The organism is Flavobacterium sp. W22_SRS_FP1, assembly GCF_052113685.1.
Lineage (GTDB): Bacteria > Bacteroidota > Bacteroidia > Flavobacteriales > Flavobacteriaceae > Flavobacterium.
The window spans coordinates 38,444-54,140 of record NZ_JBGQOE010000023.1 but is presented as its reverse complement, the minus strand read 5'-3'; the positions used below and the strand labels follow the sequence as shown (position 1 = coordinate 54,140).

The window sequence follows — 15,697 nt, the reverse complement described above, 5'->3', positions numbered from 1 at the left end:
TTTAGGAACTCCAGCATCAGGAACGCTTACAAATGCTACTGGTTTGCCAATTGCTACAGGGGTTATCGGTTTAGGTAATAATGTTGCAACATTTTTGGCAACGCCTTCTTCAGCAAATTTAGCAAGTGCATTGACGGATAAAACAGGAACTGGAGTTGCGGTTTTTGCAACTTCACCTACCTTAGTTACACCAACCTTAGGAGTTGCAACAGCTACAACAATTACACTTACAGGAGGTAGTCCTGGGGTAGGAAAAGTATTAACTTCTGATGCGAATGGTTTAGCTAGTTGGGATACAGTAACAACAGAATTTACTGATGAATTTACTCTTCCAGCTACTGGTGGGACAACATGGACTGCACCTGTTAGTGCTGTTACTTTTACTTTAACACAGTCGATTAGATCTAATAGTACACCTAAATTTTATATTAATGGGGTAAGGATAACTAAAGCTGCTATTACTACGCCTACTGCTACTACGGTGACATATACTACAATAGCACCAGCTGTGGATCTAACCGGTAGTGAAACGATTTTCATTGATTATTCGTACTAAATATTTCTAGTATGCTTAGGAAAGTTTAAATGTAAAATGGCAGAACTAGGGTAAATATTTGCTTTAGTTCTGCTTTTTTATTTTTAGAAAGAAAATATAATACAAGTACTAATTACAAGCAGGACCTTGGCGCTTTTAGTCTATTTAGATACTAAGTTAAAAACCAAAAAAAGTATCGCACACAATAGCCGCTAGACAAAGTAGGCAAACCGCAGCAAGTAAAAATCTGATTAAAATAAATCTAAGATGAAAAAAATAGTTACTCATACCCTCGTACCACATAAATCCTGGAGATGCATTGCTTTGATGTGCCTTGCTTTATTCTCTCTTGCAGCTACTGGCTCAGCACAGAATTTACTAACTAAAACTGGAGGTCTAACTGCTGATCCTTTACAGGCAATTGATCAATATGGAGCCATAGGTTCTGGGAAAGGCTTAAGCTTAAGTGGAGCAATTCTCGATGCGCCATTAACTACAGATATTACCAGTAGTACTACCGGTAGAGTATGGATGGGCCTCAACTTAGGAGCGACTCAAGTTGCCACCAGTATTAGTGATACTAATGCTTTTGGCTATTTATACCAGTGGGGTAGAGGAACAGATGGTCATCAAATAAGGGGGTCATTGTCGATCGCCAGTCAGTCAGCTACGACTACTGTGCCATCGCCAAATACTGCAAAGTTCATTAAAAGTTTTTCTTCTAATTGGCTTACAGCAGAAAACACTAATTTATGGCAGGGAATAGGCGGAATTAACAATCCTTGTCCAGCGGGTTATTATGTACCTACTAAAGCAGAATTTGAAGCTGAGTTAATACTTGAGACGCAGGATGCCTTTACTCGGTTTAAAATGACTTATTCAGGCTATAGAAATTACGGTGATTTTACTCTTTCAGGGAGTTCCCAAGGGAGTAAATACTGGACATCTACTATTGGCTCAATCGCTAATTTTCCCTATCATCAAGAAATAACGACCGCTTCGGCATCAGTAGGCGCATCATTAGGTGCTGCAAACGGGATGTCTGTTCGCTGTATTAAAGGAACTATTACTAGTAGCGTAACGAATAGAATATGGATGGACCGCAACTTAGGGGCGAAAGAGATAGCAAATTCAGCGGGAAGTAATACAGATTCTTACGGTGATTTATACCAATGGGGTAGAGGAACTGATGGTCATGAAAAAATAACATCAGATCCATTGGGAACACTTTCAACTTCCAATACTCCTGGACACGGTGATTTTATTGTTAATTCATCCGCCGGTGATTGGCTTAGTTCGTTGGATAATACTCTATGGCAAGGTGTAGCAGGAATAAATAACCCCTGTCCGTCCGGTTTTAGAATACCCACTAAAGGTGAATTTGAATTAGAAGGTGTAAGTGTTATAGGGACTAATTTAAAAATTCCATTGTCAGGAAGTCGATATTCCAGTAATGGAGTTTTTAATTCTTCTACTTATTTGTGGACATCTTCAATTGGTGTTAGTGACGGTAGAAAAGCTCAAGTTCTTCGGTGGTTTGTTAATAGTTTTATTATTGGTGAAAGTTTTCGTGGGAACGGGTACGCTATTCGATGTATTCAGGATTAGTAGCGATTATTATTGATTAAATTAATGAATTATGAATGCAGGAACACTAAGAATCATACTTTTTATAGCTATTTTATCCTGGAGTGCCAAGGCGCAAAATAGTATTAAGGGGGATTTTCCTTTACTAAAGGGACAAAAAGTGCAACTCATAGGGTTTAGGGATCTGGGGATTTATACCATAGATAGCACCACTGTTTCAGAGCAAGGCAGTTTTACGCTAGGGTTTACGGATCAGGATTTAGGCATGGGCTACATCAGTGGTCCAGATAATAAATCCTATCTCGTTGTACTCGCTCAAGAACAGCTCCAGCTTACCGGGGAATTATTGAGCGCCCCAGAAGGGATTCGCACGATAACCGGAGCTGAGAACAAGGCTTTTGTAAACTATGCCACAGCACACGGAAAACGGGAACAAGCCTTAAGTGCCTGGATATATTTACAAAAAATATATCAGGCCGACTCCCTTTTTAGTAATCAAAAGGCGGTGCAGCAAGCTATTGCAAGCGAGACGAGCCGCATTCATAAAGAGGATGCCGATTTTTTAAATCAGTTAGCGCCTCAGTCTTATATGAAGTGGTATTTGCCCCTGCGTAAATTAATTAGTGCTGTGGGGACGGTAGCACAATACAACATCGAGGAAATTCCCAATACCATTGCCGCCTTCAGGCAACTGGATTATGCTGATCCCCGCTGGTACCACAGTGGCTTGCTAAAAGACGCTATAGAAAGCCAGTATTGGTTACTAGAAAACAGGGGACTTCCACAAGATGCTATGTATGTAGAAATGAACCGCTCTACAGATTCTTTGTTACAAAGCCTGTCTAAAAACGAAACTGCTTTTAATCTAGTCACGAAGTACTTGTTTGACTATTTTGAAAAACACAGTTTGTTCACGGCAAGTGAGTATTTAGCAAACCAAGCCTTAACGCAAAATAGCTGCAGGATAGAGCTCAATTTAGGACAGCAACTAGAGTCCTATCGCGCCATGAAAAAAGGGAATACCGCCGCAGATATTGTTTTTGAAGGGGATGTTTTTCAAAATGGAAAAGCGATTACAACTCCAGCTCGATTATCAGAGGTGAAAGCCAAGTATAAGCTGGTTATTTTTGGAGCCAACTGGTGCCCTAATTGTGTAGCAGAACTAAAGCAATTAATTCCGCTTTATGAAAAATGGAAATTACAAGGAGTAGAAGTCGTTTTTATATCCTTAGATACAGATCAAAATGCCTTTCGTGATTTTGCCATCCAGATGCCTTTTATCAGCAGTTGTGATTACAAGAAATGGGACACTCCCGCAGCCAAAGCCTATTTTGTTTCCAGCTCGCCTACGATGTATTTGTTAGATCAAAATCAAAAAATTATCCTACGTCCTGTTTCCATGCTACAGCTGGATGCTTATTTGCAAAGCGGTAAATAAGAATAATAAAACGGGAAATATTCCCGTTTTATTGTTAGAAAAAGAAATGAGATGGAGATGAGACTGTAATTAAAGACATACAAATGAGGGTTATGTGACTAGATCTGTAATTCCAATAACTATACAAGTTGCGTCCATTAGTAGGTTGAAGGAGGAACAAATTTTTGTCGAGAATATGATGCCCCTGGCTTGGTTTTCGAACTGTTTTCGCTAGTGATGAAATGTAGTGAAAGTGTTTGGTTTGTATTGAATGCTTGAAATTGAATTATAATTTTTTGGCAGTAGTACTCTCAAGTTTGTTGCCGGTTTTATGAATATCTAATAATTTAAATAGTATGAAAAAAATATTTTTTAATTTAGTTTTAATAACATTAAGTCAGTATGCTTTCGGGCAAACTACTACGTTTTATGATTTTAACACTCCGGGACAATTATCCAGTCTTTTTAATGGTGTAGGTGCTACCGGAAGTGTCTCCCAACTTACAGCAGGAGGTATTGGTAATTCAGGAGGTATAAATTTACCAGGTGGTACAAATGCAATTTTTTCCACTAAAGAGGGCTATAGCTTGGGCCCTGCAGGGAGTTCAGATACATTTGAATCTTTTATTAAAAGTGAAGGGCCCAATGGGTACAGTGGCGTTGGTTTTACAGCTAGTGTGCCAGTTAGCGCTAGTTCCGATGGGTTTTATAGACCAACTGATGCTATCGGGATATCCGCGCATGGCGGTGGCTTTATATTTCACAATGGAGCTACAAATTATACTGGTAATTGGACTGGTTCGTCTCTAAGTTCTGGTATAACAGCCACTAAAGTGAGTAGTGTTAGTAATTTATTAGGAGAAGGTTCAGCTTTTGATTGGTATAAAATTATTTTTAAAATGACTAGAGCAACATTAACCACATTTAATTTGCGAGTAGAAATTTGGACTAGTGACGCCAGCGGTATAATGCTAGAATCTACTGCATCGGCTATATTTGAGGTAAACGGGGTGACCAATGCTACCATTGCCAATGCGCCAATCTTGCATAGTTATTTTAATTTCGCTGGGGATCGAGTAAGGAATTTAGATAATTTTTCGATTAACTTAACCGGAGGAGGAAGTGTAATTCAGGCTGGTGCACCAGTAATATTAACGTCTTCAGCTTCTGAGTCTAACGGTGTTATTACAGCTAATGGAAACGTTAGCTCAGAAAATGGGGGTACGGTAACAGAACGTGGTTTTGTTTATGCCACCACGGTCGATCCCACTATAGCCGATAATAAGGTGGTGGATTCTGGTTCCGGTTTAGGGACTTTTACAGGATCCATATCAGGCCTTTCAGTTGCTACTACCTATTATTTGAGGGCCTATGCTACTAATTCAGTAGGCACTACTTCTTATGGTTCTGATTTAAGTTTTACTACATTATCTGTTCTAAATAAATACGGAGGATTTACCCTCGATGCCTCACTGGCAGTAGACAAATACGGAGCCATAGGTTCTGGTAAGGGTATCAGTCGTTTTGGAGGTATTATAGATGCGCCATTAGCGTCTCCTAAGGTTATTGGAGATGCCTATCAAGGTGGTATCATAGCCTATATTTTGGTTTCTGGCGATGCTGGATATGATCCTACCGTGCAACACGGTTTGATTGCTGCTACTGCAGATATAGGCCCTGTTAGTTGGAACAATGGGAGTAATATATCTACAACTGCACAAGGCACTGCAATAGGTACGGGAAGTGCTAATACAAATAGCATTATTACCGCATTTGGAGTTGGTACGTATGCGGCAAGTATCGCTAAAGCATATAGTGTAGCAGGCTATACTAGCGGGTGGTATTTGCCAAGTCGTGATGAGTTCCAGAAATTGTACACTAATCGAGTTTTAATTGGGAATTTTAATTTCGCATTAGAATATTGGACTTCTACTGATCCAATTAATTTGGGGTGGGCAACGGCATGGTCTGGCAGTACTTTCGACGATTTAGATGCTTTCAGGCCAATGCAAGTACGTCCAGTGAGGTCTTTTTAAATTTCATTGCTACAACTAGATACTTATTTGCAAAGCGGCAAAAGAGAATAGGAAAATGGGATAATGGCACTATTTTAGTTGTTAAAAAAAGAAATGAGATAGAGAGCTTAAATAGGTTTAAAATGCTAAATATCAATGATTTGTAGTGTTGATTAAATAGAATGAGTAAATTTGTAAAACAATAAAAAAAGAGAGTGGAATGCCGCTAATCTTAAAGAAAACAAAAAACCATAGCAATGAAAAAGAAGACTAACTTAGGTAAAAATAAGAATCAAAAGACAAATTCCGCTACTGAAATTTCAACTGGAAGCAGTGCTACTTATTTTGAAAACATGACTTTGTTAAGTATCATCGCTTTTTTGGGGATTGACTTTTTGCCTACTTTTGGAAGTATCGAAATCATAGGCGTTCAATATTTATATTTAGCTGTATTAAATACCTTAATCGGATTATGGGTCTACAAGAACCCTAGTATTATAACCCATAATCTGTTGCTTATTTATAACAAAACCCTAGTTGTAAAGCTTTATCTAGGCTTTCTGTTTTTCTGTGGGCTTTCTGTTTTTTTTGCCAGAAACATTTCGGTAGGAGTGATCAGTTTTATTAGCTTGATTATTATTTTTATGACGGTCGTCAATTTATTTATTTTATTAAATGACAGGCTACATCTTATTTATAAAATTGCCTTTTTAGTGGGTGTAAGTTTGTTTATTAATTCCTTTACTGTACTCAATCACTTTGTCCAAATCGCAAAGGCAGAATCTATACTTACTGCTTTAGCTGATTTAAAAGGGAACACGGGTAATATCAACATCTTATCTGCCAGTATAAGTATAAAAATCCCTTTTTTGTTTTTAGGAATTGTTTATTTTAAAAAATGGCTAAAAGGATTTTTATTTTTAGCGCTTTTCGTAAGTACAACACTTGTTTTTTTGTCTGGTTCACGAGCTGCTTACTTAAGTCTACTTCTTGAAACGGTACTTTTTATTTTTATGTATTTAAAGTTCAATTCTGTTTTTAAACAACAAAAAATAACCGCATTGTATATAGCGATTCTGATCTGTTTTTCATTTTTTGTATCCAATCAAATATTTAAAAACAGTGGTAATGCAGACAGATATAAATCAGTGACTAGCAGAATAGAAAAAACCTATGATCTCCAGGATGCCTCTATCAACTATAGGTTGGGCTTATGGAAGAATGCTGTGATACTGATTCAAAAAAATCCGGTTTTGGGAATAGGTTTAGGCAATTGGAAAATTGAATCCCTTCCTTACGAAAATAAAATGTTTAGCAATTTTGCAGCTTCCATACATACTCATAATGATTTTCTGGAAGTAGCCACCGAAACAGGAATACTGAACGGAATAATTTATTTGACCTTTTTTATACTTTTAGTGTATATGAATTTTAAAGTAATTCTAAAATCTGAAAAACCAGAGGCTACAATTATTGCCATAGTCTGTTTACTATTGATCCTTTCATACGGTATAGATGCTGCTTTAAATTTTCCGCTTTATAGACCCACCATGCAATTCGTTTTTAGTTTATTCTTTGTTTTAACAGTAATTAATACCTCAGTGCAAGAGGAATTTATAGGAAATAAAAACAAGAGACAAATTCCAATAGGGATTATAATTATTTCGCTGATTACTGTTTTCTTTTCCTATAAATCATTCAAGGCTTATCAATTAGAGCATCAGATTAATCTTGATTTTGCTAATAAGAATTTTACTTTAAAAACTAACGAAATGGGGGCTAGTATGCCTTTATTACCTAATGTTACCACTACGGGAGATGCTTTTTATACTTATGCAGCATCTTATTTTATCGAAGAACAAAATTACAAGCAAGCGTTTATTTATTTAAATAAAGGAAATAAGATCAACCCATATCAAGGCAGAATGGAATTGAACAAGTCGATTATTGCGGTTAAAAACAATAAAAAGGATAGTGCCTTTATTTATGCTAGGAAAGCATTAGATATTAGGCCTAGAAACAAAGAGTATTACATTCAGGCAATCAATACAGCCATGGCACTAAAAGATACCTCAGGTATTTTACAAGTTCATAAAATCTTTACTAAGGATAATGATGCAGCTTTCGTTTGGGTCAATACTTCAATTGCCTTAAGTAACTCTAATTATACGGATGATAAGGTGGCAGGTTTTATAGAAAAAGGATTGAAAATATTCCCTACTGATAGCTTGTTGTTAGGGCAGAAAAATAGATTAATAAATACTATTTTCATCAGCGAGGCAGACCGTTACTTTAGTAATAAAAAATATGATAAGGCTCTTGAATCTTTTAAAAAAGCACTAAAATTAGATTTTTCTAATGTAATATTAATGCAAAATATAGGTTTGTGTTACTTTAATTTGCAAGAATACAAGCAGGCTATTTTATATTTAGAAAATTCATTAGCCACACCGGTTCTAAAAGATGGAAAATCAGAATATCTCCTAGGATTATCCTACTATAATTTAAAGCAGTATGACAAAGGATGTGAATTTATGAATTCAGCAAAAAATAAAAATTATCCAAATGCATTCGAACTCATCAATACCGTATGTAAATGATAATTGAAACAGTTCTCGATCTTTTTTTTCTCTACAAAATGACAGACAAAAAAGTAAATACATAGCATTAATAATTATTTGCTAAAACTACTGATTTTAGCACTTTTAATTAGTTTTAGTGGTTACTAGCTGCAATGGAATAGCGGTATACTTAAGATAAAAATTTTTAAATCTATTTCAGAAGCTAATGATTAACAAAATTGAATAATAACACTTTAGAAAAAGCTATTTATGAATCTATTTTCATTCAACATCAAAAAAACAATTCTTTTTAGTTTTATTTTCTTGTCAATGCTAGGGCCTGCAACGGCGCAAACTCCTGCGGGTTTTAATCTTGTGGCTTATGAAGGGTTTAACTACACGAGTGGTTCATCCTTGCTTGCGGCTAATGGAGGATCTGGTTGGTCGGGGGCATGGAGTAAATCTTACATGGATAGAGTTTTAAAAACGGGAACTACAGGATTTTCATATTCAGGTTTAACAACTTCAGGTTTAAAAGCTGAATTTAATAGTAGTTGTTCTGGTACCTGTAATGAAATTACAGCATTAGGGAGGTCATTTCCAATGCAAGATAAGGGAGTAGTTTACTTCCAATTCATTTCTGTTTTTGAAGCAACTGGAGGTTTTGGCACTCCGGGAGTTCGATTTTCAAATGGAGGGGCTTTTACAGGGTCTATAGGTGCTAATTCTGGCAGTAAAATGGCAATTATAGATGTTGCAGGAACTCAGTGGGATAGTTCAGGAGCTTTAGCGACGCAAAATTTGGTGGTTGTACGTATTGATTATAATTTGAATAAAACAGAGATGTGGGTCAATCCCAATCTGTCCACTTTTGATTACAGCAATCCGGTTAGTCCATCGGCTACTGCTAACGGATTTGCCCCAGCATTTGATCGATTTGATGTCTTTATAAGGTCAGGAAGTATTGATGAGATTTCAATTTTTGCACAACCTACATCCGCTCCTACTTCAATTTCAGGGACGACTACTATTTGTTCTGGTGAGAGTACAACCTTAACTTCAAGTGGTGGTAATCTAAGCTCAGAAGGTGTTGATTCTTGGTATGAAGGGGCGTGTGGGGGAGATGCTTTTCACGAGGGATGGGATACGCAGCCTACCAGCACATTGCAAACCACTATAAATTCAAATTTAAATGGGATATTAAATGTAACCAGCACGGGTATAGATCCGCAAATTGATATGTTTAATCGAGGATCTTATGATCCTACTGTTTATAAATATATTAATTTTCGCTATCGTGTTGTTTCGGGTACAGCTGGTTCAGCACAATTCTTTTTTTTAAACGTTGCGGATGCAATACCTGACGGTTCTAAATATGTAGATAAAACATTAATTTCTGATAATCAATGGCATACCGTCTCCGTTGATATGTCTGCTAATCCACTTTGGGCTTCAGGCGGTGCTATTACGGGAATTCGATATGATTATGCAACAGCATCTGCTGCTACTTTAGATCTTGATTTTATAGAATTGAGTGCTGCAGCTGTTGTTGGGACAGGTTCCTCTATTACGGTTACACCTAGTGCTACAACAACCTATTTTGTCAATAGAAAAGGCTTTAATGTAAATACTACTTGTGTTTCACAATTGGTGACTGTAAACCCTCTTCCAGCTGCCCCAACAGCAACGGCTATTCAACGGTTTTGCCCTAGCGATACTGTAGGCAGTTTACAAGCTACTGTTGCAGCTGGAGAAACTTTAGCATGGTTTGCAACCGCAAGCGGAGGAAGTGCGCTGTCAGCTGCGACGACATTAGCTGCTGGTAATTATTATGCCCAAGCTACTAGCGCTTTAGGATGTTCCAGCGCCAGAACTCAGGTTGTAGTTTCTTTTAATAATGCTTTGTATTTTGATGGAGCAAATGATTATGTGTCATTAACCAGTAATTCTATTCCTGATGGAGCAACCGATTTTACCATTGAAGCTTGGATTAAACCAGATAATTCAAATTTTGATGGCGCCTATCATGCTGTTTTTGGGAATCAAACAGGAGGCACTGCGAATACAAGAAACCCTTCTTTTTATTTAAAATCAGGAGGAATACATATCGATTCCTACGAGGACAACACATTAACACGATATGCTTTATTATCTCCTGCTGCAGAAATTCTTCAAAATGTATGGAGTCATATAGCTCTTGTAAAGCAAGCCAATTTATTTTACGTCTATATTAACGGACAATTTTCCTTTAGTACTGCAGCTCCTAACTCTATTAATATTACAGGACCTTATCAGTTTGGGTACATAGATAATTTTTTTGCGGGTAAAATGGACGAGATCCGCTTCTGGAGCGTTGCACGAACGGCATCAGAAATAGCAACAAATATGAATCAGTTTTTATCTGGCACAGAGACAGGATTAGTGGATTACTATTCTTTTGATCAAGGGATTCAAAATGGATCTAATGCAGGGCTCACCACCTTAAATGATATAACGACTTCAGCAAATAACGGTACCTTAAATAATTTTGCATTAACGGGTACAACCAGTAATTATGTACCGGGCTATTTTGCTCAAATTACGGGAACTTCTTCAATTTCATTAGGGACAAACTCTCAGCTTAGTCATGTAATTTTAGGGGGTTCTTGGACAAGCTCCAATACAAGTACTGCAACAGTTAGCAGTTCAGGTTTGGTTACTTCAGTTGCCGCTGGTACAACTACAGTTAGCTATACTTCTTGTAGTCAAACGACCACAGTTACAATCACTGTAACATTAATACCACCAACAATTTCTAATTTCAACAATATGAATAAAATGTACCATGATGGTACTTTCACCATTTGAGCACCCATTTCTAATAGCACCGGCGCTTTTAGTTTTAGCAGCAGCACTCCTGCTGTAGCCACGATTAGCGGAACCACAGTAACGATTCTTAGTGCAGGTACAAGTACTATTACAGCGAGTCAAGTAGCAAATGGTAATTATAACACTGCTAGTGTTACAGCGACATTAACTGTTAACAGTGTTTCTGTTTTAACTAAAGGGGGCGGTATTTCTGATACTAATTTAAATTATGTAAATCAATACGGGCAAATAGGAGGAAATTTTGGCTTAAGTGCTAATGGAGGAATTTTAAATGCAAAGACGCCATCATTTAAAGTTGGAGATGCCTATCAGGGTGGTATCATAGCCTATATTTTGGTTTCTGGCGATGCCGGATATGATCCCAATGTGCAACACGGTTTAATAGCTGCTACTGTAGATATTGGTCCTTATACTTGGAAAAATGCTAGTAATATATCTACAACTGCACAGGGCACGGCAATAGGTACGGGAAGTGCTAATACAAATTTCATTATTAGCGCACTGGGAGCGGGTACGTATGCGGCAAGCGTAGCTAAAGCATACAGTGTAGCGGGATATGCTAGCGGGTGGTATTTGCCAAGTAGGGATGAGTTCCAACAATTGTACACTAATCGAGTTAAAATTGGAAATTTTAATTTTGCATTAGAATATTGGACTTCTACTGATCCAGTTAATTTGGGGAGGGCAACAGCATGGTCTGGTACTACTTTCGACGATTTAGATGCTGGCAGGCCAATGCAAGTTCGTCCAGTGAGATCATTTTAAAGAATAGTGACTGTTATTTAAAAGTGTCTCGAGACCTTTTTTATTCCGTTTTACGGTAATAAAAGTGCACGAACGGAGCTTTTTATAAATTACACCCATCGAGTTAAATGATGGTTTTACATGTAAAGTAATAAAGGACGTTACTTTAAAAAGTTGGATTTAAGTATAATTATAATAAAAGTAATTTCGAATGAAATAATAAGATTTGTTTTTTTATTAGGCTTGCAAATTTGAATTATGCAAATGAATAGTCATAGACAAACCCGTTTGTCAAAAAGCAGTTAAGTTTAAAAAAAATTAAACATTAAAATATTTTAAATTTTTGAATGAGGATGAGTTATACAAAATATGTTTTAATAATGATGCTGTGCTTTGCAAGCAGGGCACTTTCACAAGCGACTACAGTAAATGTGGCAGGTACAAGCAGCACACTGACGATAACTAATGCTGTGCAAACTGCAGTAGATCCAGCGCTGACGGTTAGTGCGGATGGCAATTTAACGGATTTTACAGTTACCATTACCGGAAGTTATACTGCGGGCGATGTCTTAGCTTATACAGGCACTTTGCCTTCTGGCATAACTGCTGCGGCTTTTGATGCTACCACTAGAAGTTTAGTTTTTTCAGGAACGACTACCGCCGCAAATTGGCAAACATTGTTGCGTACGGTTACAATTCAGACTGTTTCTGCTACTTGTTTTCAAGAGCAAAGACAGGTGAGTTTTGTTGTGGGAAATACATATTACAACAATATGAATGGCCACTTTTATGAAAATGTTCCAGGAGCTGTTAATTGGGCAACTGCATTTGCTAATGCAGCCACCAAATCTTATTTTGGTCGTGCAGGTTATTTGGCTACGATGACCTCATTGTCCGAAACTAATTTTTTATGGAAGATCATGGCATCAGATTCTTGGATGGGTGCTTCGGATGATTTTAACTATATTAATGCGGCTACGGGAACCACTACTTATGCAAATCAAGCTGCATCAGAGGGAAACTGGTATTGGGTAACAGGTCCTGAAAAAGGGACTCTATTTTCGGTAGGAAATGGAAGTCCGGTGACTCAGTCAGACCAATTTGCCTATTGGAATACTAATGAGCCAAATGATGATGGTTCCAGTGAGCATTACGGGCAATTTTATTTGTTAAGTGAAGGTAAATGGAATGATTTACCCGCAACATCAACAAAGCCATATATTGTAGAATACGGAGGAATGTCTACGGATAATACTAGTTCAAATGTTGTTTTTACGCGCAATTTATACCTAGCTGCTGCGCCATCAGGAACTATTACAGGAGGAAATACCACCGTTTGTTCTGGTACAAACACGACTGCTTTAACTCTTACAGGATTAGAAGCTGGAGGAACTGTAGTAAAATGGCAATATTCTTATGATGACTTTTTAACGGCAGGGACTGATATTCCAAATGCATCAACGACACTTACAGTCTCTAATATCACCCAAAATACCTATTACAGGGCAGTTGTCAATACTCCAAGTTGTACTGGATTGACTACTTCCTCTACACGGATTTATGTAAGCAAAGCCATTGCAGGAAATATTGTTGCTGATAATAATTCTATTTGTGCGAATGCTAATGTCAATTTTATCCTGAATGGATATAGCGGTACGGTAAGCAAGTGGCAGGTTTCAACCAGTAGTACTTTTGCAAGTGGGATTACCGATATTGCAAATACTACAACAGCCCTATCCTATCAGTTGACCTCAGCAGGAACCTATTATTTCAGAGCAGCAATAACAAGCTGTTCTACTATTGTTTATACAGCTGCTTATACGATTTCCTGTATAGCAATTCCTCCGCCCTTAACGATAACGAATTCATTGTGCGCTGCTAATGGTTTAGACTGGGTAACTTGGAGCAATGTTACCACTACAACGGCAACGGGTACAATGAATGGTGTTGGTGTAACGGTAACCCAATCTAATCCGGGTTTGGGCACTACATCTGCTATGTTTGGTCATGCTAATTTCCCATCTCAGTACAACGTCCCTAATGGTACCACAATATCGAATGAAAAATCAGGAACCTTTACTATTAATTTTGCGAAACCTATAAACAATCCGCAAGTTGCTTTTTCAAGCATTGGTAGTCCCAGTATTACCGTTGGCATAACAACATCTGTTCCCTATAGTGTTATTTGGGCAGGAGCAGCTATGACTTATCCAACTTCTACTACAATGACGGGTACAGAAGGATATACTATTATAAGTTTTCCTGGATTACATAGCACAATTACAATGACTTATGACAAAGATGAATCCTATGCAAATATTGCATTTGGAGCGGAGAACACTAACTGTTCAGACCCAATTACTTGTCAAGGAACTCCAATAACATTAACGGCAAGCGGAGGATCTACCTACTTATGGTCACCAAGTACAGGATTAAATGCTACAAATACGGCTTCAGTTATTGCAACTCCAACTGTTACAACTACGTATTCGGTAATTGATACCTCGAATGCATGTGCTGTTGCAAGTACCGTAACGGTTACCGTTGCTAATCAAGCTCCTATTTTGAGTAATTCAGTATCGGGAACGCAATATTTTGCATCGAATTCAGCGATTACACCTATAGTAATAAGCAATTCTGGAGGTGCAGTAATTACTGGAGGCTATTCGGTAGCTCCAGCTTTGCCTACAGGTTTAATTTTGGGAAGCAATGGAACGATAAGTGGTACACCAACAGTGACCAGAGCAAGTACAATCTATACCATTACGGGAACGAACGGTTGTGGCAATAGCACAACTGCATTAACTATAGCTACCGGGATAGCGGCAACAATTTCTAATTTTAATAACGTAAATAAAATGTACCATGATGGTTCATACAGTATCGTAGCACCTACTTCTAATAGTACCGGCGCTTTTAGTTATACCAGCAGCACTCCTGCTGTAGCCACGATTAGCGGAACCACAGTAACGATTCTTAGTGCAGGGACAAGTACTATAACAGCAAATCAAGCAGCAAATGCAAGCTATAATAGTGCAAGTATTACAGCGACGTTAACAGTTACAAGCGTTTCTGTTTTAACTGTAGGGGGCGGTATTTCTAGTACTAATTTAAATTATGTAAATCAGTATGGGCAAATAGGCGGGGATTTTGGTTTAAGTGCCAATGGGGCAATAGTAAATGCTAAGACGCCCGAGCCATCAAATGCGGAAACTGGCTTAGTTCTTAATTTAGATGCAAGTAATATCGCAAGTTATTCGGGTACTGGCACTACTTGGAAGGATGTCAGTGGAAATAATCGTGATGGAACATTGCCTGCTGGGGTAACTTATACTACCGCAGGTGGTATCAAATATTTTAATTTCTCTGCAAGTTATGTAGCTATTGACCTCCCAAAAAATCCGTCTATGACTTATTTTGTATGGGCAAAATCATCGGTTACTTGTTCTACTCCCTATATGGTACTATTTCATTCGGGTACTACTTTTGCCAATCCTCAAATTGGCCCTTCATTATTTTTTAGAGCTTGCTATAATTATTGGAATACACAGGATGGACCTGGCAATCCATTCAGCAGCGGCAATTATTCGACGCATGGTACCAATTGGCATAATTATATTGTGGTAAATGATGCTATAGCAAATACTACTAAATTATATTACGATGGTGTTTTGATAGGATCAGCAGTCTATAAACACAGCTCAAATACTAATTTAACTATAGGTAACTCAAGCAATTTGTACGCTCCTTGGCAAGGGGGTATCGCTACTTTTAAAGCGTATAACAAAGCGCTCACTGATTCAGAAATTTTAAATTTATACAATTCAACCAAAGGCGATTTTGGCTATTAGTTTCAACTAAATATTTAAGAATTAGCTGTTTTAATTTCCAAATTGTCGCAGTCAGGTTTACCATTTTAAAACTAGCTGTGGCCTTTGCTTGTTAAGAATAGTGACTGTTATTTAAAAGT

At 37.6% G+C, this 15,697-nt stretch carries 7 protein-coding genes and 1 pseudogene; all 8 read left to right on the top strand.

Features of this window, described 5'->3' with window-relative positions; all coding sequences use genetic code 11:
• Window positions 1-556 (top strand): annotated as a pseudogene (locus tag ACEN2H_RS12370) (hypothetical protein); the annotation flags it as partial.
• 246 nt (window positions 557-802) lie between these two features.
• Entirely contained in the window at window positions 803-2,143 is a 1,341-nt protein-coding gene (locus tag ACEN2H_RS12365; RefSeq protein WP_441732816.1) for a hypothetical protein, read from the top strand.
• A 31-nt stretch (window positions 2,144-2,174) separates the two neighbouring features.
• Window positions 2,175-3,560, top strand: coding sequence for a thioredoxin-like domain-containing protein (locus ACEN2H_RS12360; RefSeq protein WP_441732814.1), 1,386 nt, complete (start codon window positions 2,175-2,177; stop codon window positions 3,558-3,560).
• A gap of 335 nt (window positions 3,561-3,895) precedes the next feature.
• On the top strand, window positions 3,896-5,575 hold the full coding sequence (locus tag ACEN2H_RS12355) for a hypothetical protein (protein ID WP_441732812.1): 1,680 nt from the start codon (window positions 3,896-3,898) through the stop codon (window positions 5,573-5,575).
• 236 nt (window positions 5,576-5,811) lie between these two features.
• A complete protein-coding gene (locus ACEN2H_RS12350) occupies window positions 5,812-8,154 on the top strand; it encodes an O-antigen ligase family protein (protein ID WP_441732810.1) in 2,343 nt (780 codons plus the stop codon).
• Between the two features lie 231 nt (window positions 8,155-8,385).
• Window positions 8,386-10,962 (top strand): LamG-like jellyroll fold domain-containing protein, encoded by a 2,577-nt coding sequence (locus ACEN2H_RS12345; protein ID WP_441732808.1) that lies wholly within the window; start codon window positions 8,386-8,388, stop codon window positions 10,960-10,962.
• A gap of 354 nt (window positions 10,963-11,316) precedes the next feature.
• Window positions 11,317-11,748 (top strand): hypothetical protein, encoded by a 432-nt coding sequence (locus ACEN2H_RS12340; RefSeq protein ID WP_441732807.1) that lies wholly within the window; start codon window positions 11,317-11,319, stop codon window positions 11,746-11,748.
• Window positions 11,749-12,080: 332 nt separating this feature from the next.
• Window positions 12,081-15,578 carry a LamG-like jellyroll fold domain-containing protein gene (locus tag ACEN2H_RS12335; protein WP_441732806.1) on the top strand — a complete coding sequence of 1,166 codons (3,498 nt, stop codon included), beginning with the start codon at window positions 12,081-12,083 and terminating at the stop codon, window positions 15,576-15,578.
• The last annotated feature ends 119 nt before the right edge of the window (window positions 15,579-15,697 follow it).

What these genes read in the sequence shown, in the direction of transcription:
- ACEN2H_RS12335 (WP_441732806.1), top strand. Translation starts at nt 12,081, where the DNA reads ATGAGTTATACAAAATATGTTTTAATAATGATGCTGTGCTTTGCAAGC.
- ACEN2H_RS12365 (WP_441732816.1), top strand. Translation starts at nt 803, where the DNA reads ATGAAAAAAATAGTTACTCATACCCTCGTACCACATAAATCCTGGAGA.
- ACEN2H_RS12360 (WP_441732814.1), top strand. Translation starts at nt 2,175, where the DNA reads ATGAATGCAGGAACACTAAGAATCATACTTTTTATAGCTATTTTATCC.
- ACEN2H_RS12355 (WP_441732812.1), top strand. Translation starts at nt 3,896, where the DNA reads ATGAAAAAAATATTTTTTAATTTAGTTTTAATAACATTAAGTCAGTAT.
- ACEN2H_RS12350 (WP_441732810.1), top strand. Translation starts at nt 5,812, where the DNA reads ATGAAAAAGAAGACTAACTTAGGTAAAAATAAGAATCAAAAGACAAAT.
- ACEN2H_RS12345 (WP_441732808.1), top strand. Translation starts at nt 8,386, where the DNA reads ATGAATCTATTTTCATTCAACATCAAAAAAACAATTCTTTTTAGTTTT.